Origin of the sequence: Luteimonas huabeiensis HB2, from assembly GCF_000559025.1 — a bacterium.
Classification (GTDB): domain Bacteria; phylum Pseudomonadota; class Gammaproteobacteria; order Xanthomonadales; family Xanthomonadaceae; genus Luteimonas; species Luteimonas huabeiensis.
In genome coordinates, this window is sequence record NZ_JAAN01000006.1 from 1 (window position 1) to 16,240 (window position 16,240).

Sequence of the window (16,240 nt, forward strand, 5' to 3'; positions counted from 1 at the left end):
GGGGCACGCCGCAGGCGTCCAAAGCGGCCCTCATCCGGCGCTGCGCGCCACCTTCTCCCGCTTGCGGGAGAAGGGACAAGATGGGCCCGCTTGCGGGAGAGGGGACGGCATGGTCCCGCTCGCGGGAGAAGGGACTGACTCGGCGCTGCAGGTCGAATCTCGATAGACCCTAGTGCGCCAGCCGCGCCAGCAGCCAGGTCCAGGCGGGCAGGGTGGCCAGCGACAGCAGGATGCCGTAGCCGACCAGCGCCGCGGCCAGCCGCGGGGCCAGGCCGTGCGAGATCGCCAGCGCGGCGGCGGTGACCATGCTGGGCATCGCCGATTCCAGCACGTTGACCTGCAGCATCGCCGGCGGCATCGCGAACAGCCACGACAGCGGCAGCGCCAGCGCCGGCATCGCGACCAGCTTCAGCGCCAGGCCGGCCGCCAGCGGGCCGATCTCCTCGGCCGGCATGCGCAGGCGGATCGACAGCCCCACCGCCAGCATCACCAGCGGCAGCATCGCATCGGCCAGTTTCTGCAGGACGTCGGCGATCCAGGCCGGCGGCTGCTCGGGCATCACCGTCAGCCCGGCGAGCAGGGCCCACAGCGGCGGGAAGCGCAGCACCCGGCGCGCGATCTCGGCCGGCCCCGGCGGCGCGTCGCCGCCGAAGCGCGCCAGCACGTAGAGGCCGAAGGTCGACAGCAGCACGAAGGTGCCGAACTGGTCGTAGACCACGGCGTAGGGCAGGGCCGCATCGCCCAGCAGCGCGCGCACCATCGGATAGCCGATGAAGCTGGTATTGCCCAGCACCACGCACAGCAGCAGCACCGCCACGCGGTCGCGGCGCCAGCGCCGCAGGCGCGCGAGCAGCAACACCAGCGCGATGCTGGCCGCGGCCAGCAGCCAGGGCGTGGCGGCCACGCCCAGCAGGGTGGGATCGAAGCGCAGGCGCGGCACGTAGATCAGCACCGCCGCCGGCAGGCAGATCAGCAGGACCACGCGATTGAGCGTCTCGGCGGCATCGTCGGGCAGCGCGCGCAGGCGCGCGAACAGCATGCCCAGCGCGAGCATAGCCAGGATCAGGGCGAACGCGGCGAAGGCCATCGGCGCCGTCGGTGTGTGGGGGGCTCCATGTTAGCCGCGGCGGCTCAGCGCGGCGCCGGCAGCGTGCGCACCAGCTCCGCGCGGGCGCCCAGCGCATCGGTGGCGCGCACGCAGATCCGGCGCGCGCCATGCAGGCGCGGCGCTTCGATCCGCGCCGCGCCGCCGCTGGCCAGGGGCGCCGCGCCCGTGCGCGCCTCGTACCACGCGGGGCGGAACACGCGGCCGTCGTAGTCCGGATCGATCGACCAGTCCTGCACCAGCGCCAGCGGATCGGCGCGCAGCGCGGCCAGCAGCGCGGCGCGGTCGTGCGGCGACAGGTCCAGGGCCGCGGGCGTCAGCGGGACGCAGGCGGCCAGCGCCACCTCGATGCGTTCGCTGGCGGCGTCCGCGCGCTGCCGCGCGGCACCGGCCAGGGTCAGGCGCCGCAGGCTGTCGAAGCGCGCCCGTGCGCGCGCCGCCGGCCCGGTGGCGGCCAGCTCCGGCGGGATCCGCAGCACCGTCGGCGCGCCGTCGCCGCGCGCGGCCAGCCAGTCCGGCAAGCCGGGCTCGAAGCGCCAGCCCAGCACCACCAGCCGCGTCCACGGCCCCGGCAGCCGCGCGCGCAGGGCGAGCGCGCGCTCGATCGCGGCCGGCCCCAGCGCCCGGCCCGGCGGCGCCACCCGCACCAGCGTGCGAAGGCCGTCCTCGACCACGGTGCCGGTGCCGGCCGGCGCGCCGGGCAGCGGGCGGGCGCCGTAGGCGGCCAGCACGCGCGCGGCCCAGGCGCCGTCGGCGCGCGGCGCATCCACGGCCTGCAGCAGGAACGGGGCGGCCCCCTGGGCGATCAGCCGCCGCCGCGCGACGGCGCAGGCCGCGCCGCCCAGGTCCACCGCGATCCAGCGCCGGCCCAGGCGCTCGGCGACCGCGGCGGCGGTGCCGGAGCCGGCATTGAAGTCGGCGACCAGCCCGCCCGGCGGGCAGGCGTGCTCGACGATCCGCGCCAGCAGCCGCTCCGGCTTCTGGGTGCCGTAGCCGGTCAGTTCCGAGCGGCCGGCGTGCGCGGGCCGCCAGGCGCGCGGGTCGGCGTAGACCGGGCGGATGTCGCTCCAGACGGTGGCGGCGGGCAGGCCGGGGCTCTCGTCCAGGTACTGCCGCGTCCAGATCGGCCGGCCCTCGGCGTCGCGCCCGCGCTGGCGGCGCTGGTAGCGGCGGCCGTCGGCGTCGACGTGGCAGAACCAGGCCTCGACGTAGCGCGGGTCGTAGGGCAGGCGGATGCGCCGGGCGTAGCGGCGCTCGCGGCAGCGCGCGTAGTGGACGATGACGTCGTGCGCGCGCACCAGCCTGGCGCCGGATGCGCGCCCGCCCGAGGGCGCGCCGTAGGCCCAGACGATCTCCTGCACGAAGTGCTCGCGGCCGAACACCGCGTCCAGCAGCGCGCGCACGTAATGGCCGGCCTGCATGCCCAGGTGGACGTACAGCGATCCGGTGGGCGCCAGCAGCTCGCGCATCAGCACCAGCCGCGGCGCCAGCATGCGCAGGTAGCCGGCGGTGCCGCCGGGCCAGGTATCGGCGTAGGCGAAGGCGGCGACGCCGGCCGCCGCCGTGCCCGGCAGCGGCACCCGGCTGCGGTAGTCGGTGCCGGTGTCGAAGGGCGGGTCGATGTAGATCAGGTCGATGCGCCCGCGCAGGCCCGGGCCCTGCCCGTCGCCGGCCAGCAGCGCCGCCATCGCCTGCAGGTTGTCGCCGTGGATCAGCCGGTTGCGCCATCCGTCCGCCGCGTCGTCGCCGGGCGTCTGGTCCGTGCGCAACCGCGGCCCCCGCCCGCGCGCCGCGCAAGCCAGCGCGCGCTCGGCCTGCCGGCGGCCGTCGCGGACGATGGCGGGAAGCGCATCGAGCAGGGAACTGGCCATCCAGACACGATCAATCAATAATTGATCGGATCATAAATCAATCGTTGGTTCCTTCAGGGCTGGAGCGCTCTACCGTCCATCGGGATGATGAGCGAGCAGGCCGAATTCGGTGCCAGATTGCGTCAAGCCCTGAAGGCCGCCGGCCTCGGCGAGGGCGCGCGCGAACTGGCCGATCTGGTCTCCGCCCACGGCGGCGATGCGGTCACCCCGCAGGCGGCGCACAACTGGATCCGCGGCAAGACCACGCCGCGCCGGCGCAACCTGCGCGCGCTGGCGAAGGCCCTGCGGGTCGCCCCGGAGGACTTCTATGCCGACGAGCCGCCCGGCAAGGGGCGGTTGAACGAGACCGGCGAATCCTTCGCGATCGGCGTGCAGGACCGCCACGCCATCGACGCGTTCCTCTCGCTGCCGCCCGAGCAGCGCAAGCCGGTCCGCGAGCTGATCCACTTCCTGGCCAAGGCCGCGGCCAAGTAGGCGGGCCCGCCTGGCGCGGGCCCGCGATGTCCGTCAGTCGCCCAGCGTGAGCAGCGAGGCGTTGCCGCCGGCGGCGGTGGTGTTGACGGTGATGGTCTTCTCGGTGGCGAAGCGCGGCAGGTAATGCGGGCCGCCGGCCTTGGGGCCGGTGCCGGACAGGCCCTGGCCGCCGAAGGGCTGCACGCCGACCACCGCGCCGATCTGGTTGCGGTTGACGTAGATGTTGCCCACCCGCGCGCGGGCGGCGATGCGCTCGACGGTCTCGTCGATGCGCGAGTGGATGCCCAGGGTCAGGCCGTAGCCGGTGGCGTTGATGGCGTCGATCACCGCGTCGAGGTCGTCGGCCTTCCAGCGGATCACGTGCAGGGCGGGGCCGAACTTCTCGTCGTCGAGCTGCGACAGCGCGCGCAGTTCCCAGGCGTGCGGCAGGAAGAAGGTGCCGTGCTCGATGGCCTCGGTGGCCGGGGCGCGCGCGATCAGCTTCGCCTCGGCGTTCATGCGCTCGGCGTGGGCCTGGAGCATGCGCGCGGCATCCTCGTCGATCACCGGGCCGACGTCGGTGGACAGCTGGCCGGGATCGCCCACGCGCAGCTTGGCCATGGCGCCGGCCAGCATCTCGATCGTCTTGTCGGCGATGTCCTCCTGCACGAACAGGATGCGCGCGGCCGAGCAGCGCTGGCCGGCGGAGGCGAAGGCGGAGGACAGCACGTCCTTGACCAGCTGCTCGGGCAGGCAGGAGGAATCGGCGATCAGCGCGTTCTGGCCGCCGGTCTCGGCGATCAGCACCGCGATCGCGGCCTCGCGCGCGGCCAGCGCGCGGTTGATCGCGCGCGCGGTGGCGGTGGAGCCGGTGAAGGCGACGCCGGCCACGCGCGCATCGCGGGTCAGCGCCGCGCCGACGGTGGCGCCGTCGCCGGGCAGGAACTGCAGCACGTCGGCCGGCACCCCGGCCTCGTGCAGCAGCTTCGTCGCCTCGTGGCCGGTCAGGGTGGTCTGCTCGGCGGGCTTGGCGATCACGCTGTTGCCGGCGGCCAGCGCCGCGGCGACCTGGCCGACGAAGATCGCCAGCGGGAAGTTCCACGGGCTGATGCACACGAACACGCCGCGGCCCTGGTGCTGCAGCGTGTTGGTTTCGCCGGTGGGGCCGGGCAGCGGCTCGGGCGCGAACAGCTTGCGCGCCTGACCGGCGTAGTAGCGCAGGAAGTCCACCGCCTCGCGCACCTCGGCCACGCCGTCGGGGATGGTCTTGCCGGCCTCGCGGGTGCACAGGGCGATGAACCGCGGCATGCGCGATTCGAGCAGGTCGGCGGCGTGCTCCAGGATCGCCGCGCGCGAGGCCGCCGGGGTCGCGTCCCAGCCCGGCTGCGCGGCCACCGCGTTGGCCAGCGCGCGCTCCACCGTGGCCGCGTCGGCCGGCTGCCAGCGGCCCACGGTGCGGCGGCGGTCGGCGGGATCGGTCGCGGTCACCGCGGCGCCGGCGGGCTGCGCCCCGGGCACCAGCGGGCCGGCGGTCCACTCGGCGACCTCGGCGTTGACCCGCTCGGCGAGCTGGCGCAGCTGGTCGTCGTTGGCGAGGTTGACGCCCATGGAGTTGCTCCTGTCGTGGCCCTGGCTGCGGTAGAGATCGACCGGCAGGGGAATGCGGGGGTGGGGGATGCTGTCGAAGGCGGCGACGGTGTCCACCGGGTCCTGGGTCAGGGCCTCGACGGGCACGCTCTCGTCGCTGATGCGGTTGACGAAGCTGGAGTTGGCGCCGTTCTCCAGCAGGCGCCGGACCAGGTAGGGCAGCAGGTCCTCGTGGCTGCCCACCGGCGCGTAGACCCGGCAGGGCACGCCGAGCCGGTCGGCCGGGATCACCTCGGCATACAGGTCGTCGCCCATCCCGTGCAGCTTCTGGAATTCGTAGGGCGTGGCGCGCGCGCGCGCCAGCGCCGGCAGGTACAGCCCGGCCATGCGATGCACCGCGGCGATGGTGTGGGCGTTGTGGGTGGCGAACATCGGGTAGACGATGTCGGCCGCTTCCAGCAGCCGCCGCGCGTTGGCCAGGTAGCTGACGTCGGTGTTCGGCTTGCGGGTGAACACCGGATAGTCCGGGTGGCCGTCGACCTGGGCGCGCTTGATCTCGCTGTCCCAGTAGGCGCCCTTGACCAGGCGCACCGGGATGCGGCGGCCGCCGCTGCGGGCCAGGTCGACGATCCAGTCGAGCACGAACGGCGCGCGCTTCTGGTAGGCCTGCACCACGATGCCGAAGCCTTCCCAGCCGGCCAGCGACGGATCGCGCCAGGCCTGGGCGATCACGTCCAGCGACAGTTCCAGGCGGTCGGCCTCCTCGGCGTCGATGGTCAGGCCGATGCCGTGGCCCTTGGCCTGCTGCGCCAGCGACAGCAGCACCGGGCCCAGCTCGGCCAGCACCGCGGCGCGGTTGGCGTGCTCGTAGCGCGGGTGCAGCGCGGAGAGCTTCACCGAGATCGAGGGCGCGGCGAACACCGCGTCCGCGCCCTCGGCGCGCGGCCGGCCGGGGTGGCGGCCGATGGCGTCGATGGCGCGGCGATAGGCCTCCAGGTAGCGGCCGGCGTCGGCGTCGGTCAGCGCGGCCTCGCCCAGCATGTCGAAGGAGTAGCGGTACTGCGCGTTGGCGCCCTTGCGGCTGCGCGCGAGCGCTTCGTCGATGGTGCGGCCCATCACGAACTGGTGGCCCATGATGCGCATCGCCTGGCGCGTGGCCAGGCGGATCACCGGTTCGCCGACGCGGCCGATCAGGCGCTTGAAGGCGCCGTGGGCGTCGCGCTTGGTCTCGTCGGCCAGGTCCACCAGGCGCCCGGTCAGCATCAGGCCCCAGGTGGAGGCGTTGACCAGCAGCGAATCGGACTGGCCGAGGTGGCGCTTCCAGTCGGCCTCGCCCAGCTTGTCGCGGATCAGGCGGTCGGCGGTGCCCTCGTCGGGGATGCGCAGCAGCGCCTCGGCCACGCACATCAGCAGCACGCCTTCCTCGCTGCCGAGGTCGTACTGCTGCATGAAGGCCTCGATCGCGCCCTGGTCGGCGGCGCGCGCGCGCACCCGCCGCACCAGGTCGGCGGCGGTGGCCTGCACCGCGGCGCGGTCGGCGGCCGGCAGGCGGGCGCGCTCGAGCAGGCTGCGGACGTGGGCGGCCTCGTCGCGGACCCAGGCGGCGGTGATGGCCGCGCGCGGGGCCGGAGGCGGCGGGGGGAGCTCGGACAACAGGGGGCTGGACACGCGGGAACCGCCGGGAAGCGTCTAAAACCGGCGATTCTAGGCCCTGCCGACGCGGCCGGATAGGCAGGGTCGCGCCCGCCGCGTCCGCCCCGGCGCGATGCCTCGCGGCCGGTGGCCGCCGGCCGCCGCAGCGGGCCCGCGCCGCGCGGCGCCGGGGCTCGGCTTGCCCGTGATCGCCCGCCGCAGCTACCATCGCCAGGATTCTCCGCAGCACGCCGCCGCTCCTGCGCATGTTCCCGCCCCGGGCCGGGACGGAGGGTGGTCGCGCTTCCGCCAGCCACACGCCATCAGGCATTCGGGGTCCCAACGTGAAGCAAGCCGGTCGTTCCAACCCTCGGGCCATGCGCGTCGCCGCCGCCGCGCTCGCGCTGGCCGCGCCGCTGGGGGCGCTCGCGCAGTCCGCCGATCCGCAGCGCTGGCAGCTCAACATGGGCCGCGGGGTCACGGCTTCCTCGCAGCACGCCTACGATGCGCACATGTTCGCGCTGTGGGTGTGCGTGGCGATCGGCGTCATCGTGTTCGGCGCCATGGCCTACGCCATGTTCGCCTTCCGCAAGTCCAAGGGCGCGGTGGCCGCCCAGTTCAGCCACAACACCACCGCCGAGATCATCTGGACGGTGATCCCGATCATCCTGCTGGTGATCATGGCGGTGCCGGCGACGCAGAAGCTGATCGCGATGTACGACACCCGCGACTCCGAGATGACCGTCAAGGTCACCGGCTACCAGTGGATGTGGACCTACGAATACGTGGGCGAGGACGTGGCGATCACCAGCCGCCTGGACCGCGAGAGCGACCGCCTGCGGCAGAACCGCTCGGCCACCCGCGCCGAACTGGAAGCGCACGGCAACTACCTGCTCGACGTCGACAACGAACTCGTGCTGCCCACCGACACCAAGGTGCGCTTCGTGATCACCGCCGACGACGTCATCCACTCCTGGTGGGTGCCGGCGCTGGGCTGGAAGCAGGACGCGATCCCCGGCATCGTCAACGAGGCCTGGACCGAGATCAAGGAACCCGGCGTCTACCGCGGCCAGTGCGCCGAACTGTGCGGCAAGGACCACGCCTTCATGCCGATCGTGGTGCGCGCGCTGCCGCGCGCGGAGTACGACGCCTGGCTGGCCGCGGAGAAGGCCCGCAACGCGCCGGCGCCGGCGCCCGCCGAGGCGCCCGCCACGCCCGCGCCGCCGGCCGCGACCGAGGCCGACGCCACCGCGCGCGCCGGCGATGCGAAGACCGCCGCGCCCGTCGCCGGCTGACCCCCTACAGCTTCCAGGCCACGCCATGTCCACGCATACCGCTACCGCCGACCACACCACCGACGAGCACGGCCACCACAAGCAGGGCTTCGTCGAGCGCTGGTTCTTCTCGACCAACCACAAGGACATCGGCACGCTCTACCTGCTGTTCTCGTTCCTGATGTTCATCGTCGGCGCGGCGATGAGCGTGGTCATCCGCACCGAGCTGGCGGTGCCGGGCCTGCAGCACGTCAGCCCCGAGTTCTTCAACCAGATGACCACCATGCACGCGCTGGTGATGATCTTCGGCGGGGTGATGCCGGCCTTCGTCGGCCTGGCCAACTGGATGATCCCGCTGCAGATCGGCGCGCCGGACATGGCGCTGCCGCGGATGAACAACTGGTCGTTCTGGATCCTGCCGTTCGCCTTCGCGATGCTGCTGATGACCCTGTTCATGCCCGGCGGCGGCCCCGCCAGCGGCTGGACGCTGTACCCGCCGCTGAGCCTGCAGGGCGGCAACAGCATGGCCTTCACCATCTTCGCCATCCACATGATGGGCATCAGCTCGATCATGGGCGCGATCAACGTGATCGCCACCGTGCTCAACATGCGCGCGCCCGGCATGGACCTGCTGAAGATGCCGATCTTCTGCTGGGCGTGGCTGATCACCGCGTTCCTGCTGATCGCGGTGATGCCGGTGCTGGCCGGCGCGGTCACCATGCTGCTGACCGACAAGTTCTTCGGCACCAGCTTCTTCTACGCCGCCGGCGGCGGCGACCCGGTGATGTACCAGCACATCTTCTGGTTCTTCGGCCATCCCGAGGTCTACATCATGATCCTGCCCGCCTTCGGCGTGGTCAGCGAGATCATCCCGACCTTCAGCCGCAAGCCGCTGTTCGGCTACCAGGCGATGGTGTACGCCACCGCCGCGATCGCCTTCCTGAGCTTCATCGTCTGGGCCCACCACATGTTCACCGTGGGCATGCCGCTGGGCGGCGAGATCTACTTCATGTTCGCCACCATGCTGATCGCGATCCCGACCGGCGTGAAGGTGTTCAACTGGGTCTCGACGATGTGGAAGGGCTCGATCACCTTCGAGGCGCCGATGCTGTGGTCGATCGCCTTCGTGATCCTGTTCACCATCGGCGGCTTCTCCGGCCTGATGCTGGCCATCGTGCCGGCCGACTTCCAGTACCACGACACCTACTTCGTGGTCGCCCACTTCCACTACGTGCTGGTGACCGGCGCGCTGTTCGGCATCATCGCCGCGGTCTACTACTGGTGGCCGAAGTGGAGCGGCCGGATGTACAGCGAGTTCTGGGCCAAGGTGCACTTCTGGTGGACCGTGGTGTTCGTGAACCTGCTGTTCTTCCCGCAGCACTTCCTCGGCCTGGCCGGCATGCCGCGCCGCATCCCCGACTACAACGTGGTCTTCGCCGACTGGAACCTGGTCAGCTCGATCGGCGCCTTCGGCATGTTCCTGACCCCGTTCATGATGTTCGGCATTCTGTTCGCCTCGCTCAAGCGCGGCGCGCCGGCGCCGGCGCGCCCGTGGGAGGCCGCGCGCGGCCTGGAGTGGACGGTGCCCTCGCCGGCCCCGCACCACACCTTCGCCACGCCGCCGCAGATCCGCCCGGGCGACCTCGCCCACGGCGACTACGAGCACCTCGACTACGACGACACCTCCTCGCATGTCGATACCGCCGGCCACAGCAATGCCCGCAAGGCGTGACCCCGCCGCGGACGCGGCCCACGTCGAGGCCGGGCGCCGTCGCGCGCGCCGCACCGCGCTGGTCGTGGGCGCGATCGCGCTGGCGATCTACGTCGCCTTCATCCTCTCCGGGGTGAGCGGACGGTGAGCGCGCGGCGGTCCGACGTCGTGAAGCTGGTGGCCGTGGCGGTCGCCGCGTTCGCGTTCACCTTCTCGCTGGTGCCGCTGTACCGCATCGCCTGCGAGAAGGTGTTCGGCATCCGCCTGGACAACACCGCCGCCGCCGAGCCCGCCGGCGCCGCCGCGGCCGAGCCGGTCGCCGAGCGCTGGGTGACGGTGGAGTTCGACGCCAGCGTCAACTCGCGCCTGCCGTGGTCGTTCCGCCCCAACGAGACGTCCAAGCGCGTGCGCGTGGGCGAGATCTACGAGACCACGTACTACGCCCACAACGACAGCGCCGCGGCGATCGTCGGCAGCGCCACGCCCTCGGTGGCGCCGGCGCGCGCGTCGGGCTACTTCCAGAAGACCGAGTGCTTCTGCTTCACCCTGCAGACGCTCGCCGCCGGCGAGACCCGCGACATGCCGGTGCGCTTCATCATCGACCCCGCGTTGCCGGCCGACGTCAACACGGTCACGCTCTCCTACACGTTCTACAAGAACGATCCGGCCACCGAGCGGCTGTCGCAGGCGCCCGCGGCCGGATCGGCCGGCGCCGCGCGCGCCGCGCGCTGACCTCCGCTCCCCTGATCGCACCTCCGACGGACACGACCATGGCCCAAGCTCCCGCAACCCACACGCAAGACGGCGGCGTCTACTTCGTGCCGCACGACAGCAAGTGGCCGCTGTTCGCCTCGGTGTTCCTGTTCCTCACCATGCTCGGCCTGGCCGGCTGGTTCAACGAGTCGTCCTGGGGCCGGCCCACGTTCTTCGTCGGCATCGCCGGCCTGTGCGCGATCCTGTTCAAGTGGTTCGCCGACGTGGTGCTGGAATCGGTATCGGGCTACTACAACAAGCAGGTCGATACCTCGTTCCGGATGGGGATGGTGTGGTTCATCTTCTCCGAGATCATGTTCTTCGGCGCGTTCTTCGGCGCGCTGTTCTACGCGCGCACGCTGGCGCTGCCGTGGCTGGGCGGGGAAGGCTCGGGCGTGAGCACCAACGCCTTCCTGTGGGAAGGCTTCAGCGCCGCGTGGCCGAGCGCCGGCCCCGGCCAGGTCGGCGGCGACTTCCAGACCATCCCGGCCTGGGGCCTGCCGCTGCTCAACACGCTGATCCTGCTGACCTCGGGCGTGACCATCACCATCGCCCACCACGCGCTCAAGGCCGAGCGCCGCCGCCAGGTGCTGCTGTTCCTCGGCCTGACCATCCTGCTCGGCTGCGTGTTCCTGTTCTTCCAGGTCGAGGAATACATCCACGCCTACCGCGACCTCAACCTCACGATGGGCTCGGGCATCTACGGCTCGACGTTCTTCATGCTGACCGGCTTCCACGGCGCCCACGTCACCCTCGGCACGATCATGCTGATCGTGATCTGGTTCCGCTGCCTCAAGGGCCACTTCAGCAAGGAAAACCACTTCGCCTTCGAGGCCGTGGCCTGGTACTGGCACTTCGTGGACGTGGTCTGGCTGGTGCTGTTTTTGTTCGTGTACGTGGTCTGAGGCGGGGGCCAGAGGCCAGGGATCAGGGCTCAGGGCTCAGGGCTCAGGGCTCAGGGCCGCGCGTCTTGAAGTCCGGTCGCACTCGGGCTCTCATTCCCTGGCCCCTGGCCCCTGGCCCCTGGCCCCTGGCCCTCAGCCCCCGATCCCGTGCGGCTCGATCCACCCCATCCAGATCGCCAGCATCACCAGCAGGATCAGCGCGACGGACAGGCCGATGCGCTTGGTCAGCGCGTTCACGGTGCGCTTGGTCTCGCCCTTGTCGACCAGCATGTAGTACAGGCCCGCGCCGAGGTTCCACAGGATGAGTATCAGGAAGGCGACGATCAGCAGGGTCTTCAGCGAATCGTTCATGGCGGTCTCCGGCGCGGGCGGCGCATGAGGGCATTATCGCAGCAGGCCGGAGGCGCCGGGTGAGGCGGTGGCCGACCCGCGTCGTCGGCTGGACGGCGGCGTTGCTGGCGATCGCGCTGTTCTGCGGGCTGGGCGCGTGGCAGCTCGACCGCGGCCGGCAGAAGCAGGCCATGCTCGATGCCGCCGCGCACACGCTGTCCGCGCGCCGGGCGCTGCCGCTCGACGCGGCGGCCGACGCCGCTTCGAGCGGCACGCACGCCTGGGCCGAGGGCGCCGGCCGCTTCGCCGACCTGCCGGCGGTGCTGCTCGACAACCAGCAGCGCAACGGCCGCCCCGGCCTGCGCGCCTATCGCGTGTTCCTGCCGGAGCAGGGGCGCGCGCCGCTGCTGGTGGAGCTGGGCTGGCTGCCGGTGCCGCCCGATCGCACGATTCCGGCGATCGCGCCGGCGCCGGCGTGGACGCGCCTGCGCGGGCTGCTGTCGCCGCCGCCGTCGGCCGGCCTGGTCGCGCCGGCGGTGCAGCCGCAGGCCGACGGCAGCCTGCTGGTGCTGGCGCTCGATCCCGAGGCGCTGGCCCGCGCGCTGGGGCTGCAGGCGCTGGCGCCGCGGGTGCTGCGCGCCGACCCGGAACTGCCCGGCGGCTACGCGCGCGACCTGCAGGTGCTGGCCAACACCCTGCCGCCCGAACGCCACCTGGGCTACGCGGTGCAGTGGTTCGGGCTGGCCGCGACGGTGCTGGTCACCGCGCTGATCCTCACCTTCCGCAGGTCCCGCCGATGAACGCGCCCGTGTCCCGTCCGCAGCGCAACCGCAACCGCGGTTTGCTGGTGCTGATCGTCGTCGTCTTCCTCGGCAGCGCGCTGGTGGCCGGCGCGCTGCGCTTCTCCGGCTGGCGGCCGGAGGGCATGCGCAACCACGGCGAGCTGCTGCAGCCGCCCGGCGACCTGCGCGAGGTGTCGGTGCGCACGGTCGACGGCGGCGAATACCGCTGGAACCCGGCCGAGCGGCTGTGGCGGATCGTGCTGGCGCCGCCGGCCGGCTGCGCCGGGGAGTGCGTGCGCTTGTCGGCCGACCTCGACAAGGTCTGGCGGCTGTTCGGCCGCGAGGCCGACCGCGTGCACATCCTGTGGATGGGCGAGCCGCCCGAGGGCGCGGTGCGCGATCCGGCGCTGCGCGTGCTGCGCGAGGACGCCGCGTTCCGCGCCGCGCTGCCGCGCCAGGACGACCCGGCCGGCGTGCCGGTGTACGTGGTGGATCCGAACGGCTTCGTCATTCTGCGCTACCCTCCCGGCTTCGATGCGGGACACCTGCGCGAAGACCTGTCCCGACTGCTGAAACTGAAGTGACCGCCGCGCCGTCCAGGCGCCCGTGCGGCCCGATCGCCCGATGAACGCTCCCACCGCCCCCGACGCTCCCAAGCCCGCGCCCCGCCGCGCGCCCTATCGACATTTCCACCGCATCGCCTGGCTGGCGGTGGCGCTGACCCTGGCGGTGGTGGTGTTCGGCGCCTTCGTGCGCCTGTCCGATGCCGGCCTGAGCTGTCCGGACTGGCCGACCTGCTACGGCCGCGCGACCTGGCCGCAGGCGCCGGAGGAGGTGGCCGGCCACGCCGCCACCGACATCCGCCCGCTGGAGACCCACAAGGCCTGGCGCGAGCAGGTGCACCGCCACATCGCCGCGGCGCTGGGCGTGCTGGTGCTGACGCTGGCGCTGCTGGCCGCGCGCCGGCGCCGCTTCGGCATCGCGCAGATCCTGGGCGCCTCGGTGCTGGTCGCCGCGGCGATCCCGGTCTACATGGCCGGGCACCAGATGGAGGCGCTGGCGATCGCGGCGCTCGGCGAGGCGCTGTTGCTGTTGGCGGCGCTGCGCTGGTCGAACGTCGATCTGGCGCGCGCCGCGGCGCTGACGCTGGCGGTGATCGTGTTCCAGGCGCTGTTGGGCAAGTGGACGGTGACCCTGCTGCTCAAGCCGGTGATCGTGATGGGCCACCTGCTGGGCGGCCTGCTGACCTTCTCGCTGCTGACCTGGATGGCCTGGCGCGCCACCGACCTGCCGATCCGGCTGGCCGGCGCGCGCGGGCTGCGCCTGTTCCTGTGGGCGGCGCTGGCGGTGCTGGCGGTGCAGATCGCGCTGGGCGGCTGGGTCAGCGCCAACTACGCCGCGCTGGCCTGCGGCGGCGGCGGCTGGACCACCGCGACCCCGCACGCCATCGATTTCCCCAAGTGCGTGGGCCAGTGGTGGCCGCCGGCCGATTTCCGCGAGGGCTTCGTGCTGTGGCGCGGGATCGGCGTCGATTACGAGGGCGGCATCCTCGACGGACAGGCGCGCATCGCCATCCAGATGGCGCACCGCCTGTTCGCGGTGGTCGCCTTCGGCGTGCTGCTGGCGCTGGCCGCGCGCCTGCTGCGCACGCCGGGCCTGCGCGGCTGGGGCGCCGCGCTGGGCCTGCTGGCGCTGGCGCAGGTGGCGCTGGGCATCCTCAACGTCAAGCTGGCGCTGCCGCTGCCGGTGGCGGTGCTGCACAACGCCGGCGCGGCGCTGCTGCTGTTCGTGCTGGTCTCGCTCGTGGCGCGGGTGCGCGAGGTCGATCTCGGCGCGCACGAGGCCGCACCCGGGGCCGGGCACTGAGATGGCGGTGCCGCTGCGCCAGTACTGGGTGCTGACCAAGCCGCGCGTGGTCGCGCTGATCGCGTTCACCGCGCTGGTGGGCATGTTCCTGGCGGTGCCGGGGCTGCCGCCGCTGCGCGAGACGGTGTTCGGCCTGCTCGGGATCTGGCTGGCGGCCGCGTCGGCGGCGGCGATCAACCACCTGATCGACCAGCGCATCGACCGCGTGATGGCCCGCACCGCGCACCGTCCGCTGCCCACCGGCGCGCTGAACTCGGCGCAGGTGCTGATCTTCGCGGTGCTGCTGGGCGCGGCCTCGATGGCGATCCTGATCGTGCTGGTGAACCCGCTGACCGCGGCGCTGACCTTCTTCGCCCTGATCGGCTACGCCATCGTCTACACCGGCTTCCTCAAGCGCGCCACGCCGCAGAACATCGTCATCGGCGGGCTGGCCGGCGCCGCGCCGCCGGCGCTGGGCTGGGCGGCGATCACCGGCACCCTCGATCCGCACGCGCTGCTGCTGGTGCTGATCGTGTTCGTGTGGACGCCGCCGCACTTCTGGGCGCTGGCGATCTTCCGCCGCGACGACTACGCCCGCGCGCTGATCCCGATGCTGCCGGTCACCCACGGCGTGGTCTATACGCGCTGGCAGATCCTGTTCTACACCCTGCTGCTGGTGGCGGCCACGGTGCTGCCCTGGGCCACCGGCATGAGCGGCCTGTTCTACCTGGGCGGCGCGCTGGTGCTGGGCGCGGTGTTCGTCTGGTACGCCTGGAAGCTGCTGGACCCGCCGGACGAGCTGTTCGCGATGCGGGTGTTCAACTACTCGGTGGTCTACCTGATGGCGCTGTTCGCCTTCCTGCTGGTCGACCACTGGCTGCAGCCGTGGCTGGCGCCGCCGCCGCTCATGGAGTTCCAGCGCGTCGGCTGAGCGCGCGGATTGACGCCTGCCTCACGGAGGGCGTCGGAGACTCGGGGCCTTCCGCACGCGCCGGGGAGGCGCCATGGCCAGACCGATCTGGAGCGGCACGCTGTCGTTCGGGTTGCTCAACATCCCCGTCTCGCTGATGGCCGGCGAGCGCCGCACCGACCTGCAGTTCCGCATGCTCGATTCGCGCGACAACGCGCGCGTGCGCTACGAGCGCGTCAACGCCGACACCGGCGAGGAAGTGCCCTGGAAGGACGTGGTCAAGGCCTACGAGTACGACAAGGACAGCTACGTCGTGCTGGAGCCGGAGGACCTGCAGGCCGCGGCGCCGGAGAGCCGCGATTCCATCGACGTGGACAGCTTCGTCGATGCCGGCGAGATCGGCCCGCAGTATTTCGAGAAGCCCTACGTGCTGGTGCCGGCGAAGAAGGCCGAGAAGGGCTACGTGCTGCTGCGCGAGGCGCTGGCGCGCACCGGCAAGGCCGGCATCGCGCGGGTGGTGATCCGCACCCGCGAACACCTGTGCGCGGTGCTGCCGCGCGGCGACGCGCTGCTGTTGCTGATGATGCGCTTCCCGCAGGAGCTGGTGGACGTGGACGAGTACCGGCTGCCGGAGGCCGACGCCAAGGGCTTCCGCATCACCGACAAGGAGCGCGCGTTCTCCGAGCAGCTGATCGAGACCATGTCCGCGCCGTGGGACCCGTCGCAGTACCGCGACGACTTCCGCGAACGCCTGCAGGAGGCGATCCGCAAGCGCATGGAGTCCAAGGGCCTGGTCCAGAAGCACGAGGAGGCCGACGCCGAGATCGGCGAGGACGCCGCCACCAACGTGGTCGATTTCATGGAGCTGCTGCAGCAGAGCATCGCCCGCAACAAGCGCACCCCGGCGAAGAAGGCGCCCGCGGCCGCGCAGAAGAAGGCCGCCGCCAAGGCGCCCGCCAAGGCGGCGAAGAAGGCGGCCAAGAAGGCGGCCAAGAAGGCCGCCAGGAAGGCGCCGGCCAAGTCCGCCAAGCAGGCCGCGTCCGGCCGCGCGGCGCCGCGCAAGCGCGCCTGAGGCCGGCGCC

At 72.4% G+C, this 16,240-nt stretch carries 14 protein-coding genes and 1 pseudogene; 11 read left to right on the top strand and 4 right to left on the bottom strand.

Annotated features, from left to right (window positions below; translation table 11 throughout):
* Window positions 1-169: 169 nt before the first annotated feature.
* Together Z164_RS0101515 and Z164_RS0101520 are read right to left on the bottom strand one after the other, a co-directional pair.
* Entirely contained in the window at window positions 170-1,087 is a 918-nt protein-coding gene (locus Z164_RS0101515; RefSeq protein ID WP_024888989.1) for an AEC family transporter, read from the bottom strand.
* Window positions 1,088-1,131: 44 nt separating this feature from the next.
* Window positions 1,132-2,976 (bottom strand): DNA methyltransferase, encoded by a 1,845-nt coding sequence (locus Z164_RS0101520; RefSeq protein ID WP_024888990.1) that lies wholly within the window; start codon window positions 2,974-2,976, stop codon window positions 1,132-1,134.
* Between the two features lie 117 nt (window positions 2,977-3,093).
* Between Z164_RS0101520 and Z164_RS0101525 the strand changes: the two genes are divergently transcribed.
* A complete protein-coding gene (locus Z164_RS0101525) occupies window positions 3,094-3,450 on the top strand; it encodes a helix-turn-helix domain-containing protein (RefSeq protein ID WP_160170673.1) in 357 nt (118 codons plus the stop codon).
* Window positions 3,451-3,483: 33 nt separating this feature from the next.
* On the opposite strand, the gene putA is transcribed toward Z164_RS0101525, so the two are convergent.
* Window positions 3,484-6,672: a bifunctional proline dehydrogenase/L-glutamate gamma-semialdehyde dehydrogenase PutA gene (putA, locus tag Z164_RS0101530; RefSeq protein WP_043688971.1), complete on the bottom strand. Its 3,189-nt coding sequence runs from the start codon at window positions 6,670-6,672 to the stop codon at window positions 3,484-3,486.
* Between the two features lie 353 nt (window positions 6,673-7,025).
* On the opposite strand from putA, the gene coxB reads away from it, so the two are divergent.
* The 5 genes and pseudogenes from coxB (at window position 7,026) to Z164_RS0101555 (ending at window position 11,291) form a co-directional block, all read left to right on the top strand.
* The gene (coxB, locus tag Z164_RS0101535; RefSeq protein WP_024888993.1) at window positions 7,026-7,943 is read left to right on the top strand and encodes a cytochrome c oxidase subunit II; all 918 of its coding nucleotides are present in this window, start codon (window positions 7,026-7,028) and stop codon (window positions 7,941-7,943) included.
* A gap of 25 nt (window positions 7,944-7,968) precedes the next feature.
* Window positions 7,969-9,588 (top strand): annotated as a pseudogene (gene ctaD / locus Z164_RS0101540) (cytochrome c oxidase subunit I); the annotation flags it as partial.
* Window positions 9,589-9,637: 49 nt separating this feature from the next.
* The gene (locus Z164_RS22930; protein WP_169735556.1) at window positions 9,638-9,781 is read left to right on the top strand and encodes a hypothetical protein; all 144 of its coding nucleotides are present in this window, start codon (window positions 9,638-9,640) and stop codon (window positions 9,779-9,781) included.
* Window positions 9,778-10,365: a cytochrome c oxidase assembly protein gene (locus tag Z164_RS0101550; protein WP_024888995.1), complete on the top strand. Its 588-nt coding sequence runs from the start codon at window positions 9,778-9,780 to the stop codon at window positions 10,363-10,365. Before Z164_RS22930 ends, Z164_RS0101550 begins: the two co-directional genes overlap by 4 nt.
* Before the next feature lie 38 nt (window positions 10,366-10,403).
* On the top strand, window positions 10,404-11,291 hold the full coding sequence (locus tag Z164_RS0101555; protein ID WP_024888996.1) for a cytochrome c oxidase subunit 3: 888 nt from the start codon (window positions 10,404-10,406) through the stop codon (window positions 11,289-11,291).
* Window positions 11,292-11,423: 132 nt separating this feature from the next.
* On the opposite strand, the gene Z164_RS0101560 is transcribed toward Z164_RS0101555, so the two are convergent.
* Complete coding sequence (locus Z164_RS0101560) at window positions 11,424-11,642, bottom strand: twin transmembrane helix small protein (protein WP_024888997.1); 219 nt, start codon at window positions 11,640-11,642, stop codon at window positions 11,424-11,426.
* Between the two features lie 59 nt (window positions 11,643-11,701).
* Between Z164_RS0101560 and Z164_RS0101565 the strand changes: the two genes are divergently transcribed.
* From Z164_RS0101565 to ku, 5 genes are all read left to right on the top strand, one after another.
* The gene (locus Z164_RS0101565; protein ID WP_024888998.1) at window positions 11,702-12,421 is read left to right on the top strand and encodes an SURF1 family protein; all 720 of its coding nucleotides are present in this window, start codon (window positions 11,702-11,704) and stop codon (window positions 12,419-12,421) included.
* Window positions 12,418-12,987, top strand: coding sequence for a hypothetical protein (locus Z164_RS0101570; RefSeq protein ID WP_024888999.1), 570 nt, complete (start codon window positions 12,418-12,420; stop codon window positions 12,985-12,987). Before Z164_RS0101565 ends, Z164_RS0101570 begins: the two co-directional genes overlap by 4 nt.
* A gap of 40 nt (window positions 12,988-13,027) precedes the next feature.
* Complete coding sequence (locus Z164_RS0101575; protein WP_024889000.1) at window positions 13,028-14,269, top strand: COX15/CtaA family protein; 1,242 nt, start codon at window positions 13,028-13,030, stop codon at window positions 14,267-14,269.
* 1 nt (window position 14,270) lies between these two features.
* Window positions 14,271-15,179 carry a heme o synthase gene (gene cyoE / locus Z164_RS0101580; RefSeq protein WP_024889001.1) on the top strand — a complete coding sequence of 303 codons (909 nt, stop codon included), beginning with the start codon at window positions 14,271-14,273 and terminating at the stop codon, window positions 15,177-15,179.
* Window positions 15,180-15,252: 73 nt separating this feature from the next.
* A complete protein-coding gene (gene ku / locus Z164_RS0101585) occupies window positions 15,253-16,230 on the top strand; it encodes a non-homologous end joining protein Ku (RefSeq protein ID WP_024889002.1) in 978 nt (325 codons plus the stop codon).
* Window positions 16,231-16,240 lie beyond the last annotated feature (10 nt).

Coding starts and splice junctions, on each gene's coding strand:
- Z164_RS0101515 (WP_024888989.1), bottom strand. CDS start 1,087: ATGGCCTTCGCCGCGTTCGCCCTGATCCTGGCTATGCTCGCGCTGGGC.
- Z164_RS0101520 (WP_024888990.1), bottom strand. CDS start 2,976: ATGGCCAGTTCCCTGCTCGATGCGCTTCCCGCCATCGTCCGCGACGGC.
- coxB (WP_024888993.1), top strand. CDS start 7,026: ATGCGCGTCGCCGCCGCCGCGCTCGCGCTGGCCGCGCCGCTGGGGGCG.
- Z164_RS22930 (WP_169735556.1), top strand. CDS start 9,638: ATGCCCGCAAGGCGTGACCCCGCCGCGGACGCGGCCCACGTCGAGGCC.
- Z164_RS0101555 (WP_024888996.1), top strand. CDS start 10,404: ATGGCCCAAGCTCCCGCAACCCACACGCAAGACGGCGGCGTCTACTTC.
- Z164_RS0101560 (WP_024888997.1), bottom strand. CDS start 11,642: ATGAACGATTCGCTGAAGACCCTGCTGATCGTCGCCTTCCTGATACTC.
- Z164_RS0101570 (WP_024888999.1), top strand. CDS start 12,418: ATGAACGCGCCCGTGTCCCGTCCGCAGCGCAACCGCAACCGCGGTTTG.
- Z164_RS0101575 (WP_024889000.1), top strand. CDS start 13,028: ATGAACGCTCCCACCGCCCCCGACGCTCCCAAGCCCGCGCCCCGCCGC.
- cyoE (WP_024889001.1), top strand. CDS start 14,271: ATGGCGGTGCCGCTGCGCCAGTACTGGGTGCTGACCAAGCCGCGCGTG.
- ku (WP_024889002.1), top strand. CDS start 15,253: ATGGCCAGACCGATCTGGAGCGGCACGCTGTCGTTCGGGTTGCTCAAC.